1 pseudogene is annotated in these 525 nt (G+C 51.6%); it reads right to left on the bottom strand.

Going from position 1 to position 525, the window contains the following annotated elements:
- A pseudogene (locus KZA10_RS17430) lies at positions 1-494 on the bottom strand (hypothetical protein); the annotation flags it as partial.
- Between the last annotated feature and the right edge of the window lie 31 nt (positions 495-525).

The following is a 525-nucleotide window of genomic DNA, read 5'->3' as shown; positions in this document are numbered from 1 at the left end:
CTGTCAGCTTGTGTCGCCAATGGCAGTGTAAAGTTGCCCATACCGCAGAACAGATCCAGTACGCGATCTTCAGGTTGCACATCCAGCAATTCCAACGCACGCGCTACCATTTTTTGGTTCACACCCGCATTGACCTGAATAAAATCGCGCGGGCTAAAAGTTAAGCGCAACCCGTTTGAGTCATACCAGGGCATCTCACCAGAGACGGTTTCGAGTATCTCACTATCGGGGGCGAGATACAGATCCAGGCCTTCAGAATGCGAAAAGCGTTCCAGTTTTTCGCGATCTGCCGAACTTAGCGGTGCGGTATGGCGCAAAATCATCAGCGTGCCGCTGGTTGCCTGTACCAGTTCAACATGACCAAGATGGCGCATAGCTTGTAAGCTGCCCAGACATGCCCTGACTTTGGGCAGCAATGCTTCAAGTTGGGGCGCTAAAATGGGGCATTGTTTGACGTCGACAATGTCACTGGAGCCCGCTTTGCGAAACCCCATCTGAAGTTGCTGTGTTTTCGGTAAGTAGTTC

It is taken from the genome of Microbacterium sp. BF1, from assembly GCF_019279095.1.
Lineage (GTDB): Bacteria > Actinomycetota > Actinomycetes > Actinomycetales > Microbacteriaceae > Microbacterium > Microbacterium maritypicum.
The sequence above is the reverse complement of the archived record's forward strand: the minus strand, read 5'-3'. Positions and strand labels throughout refer to the sequence as shown.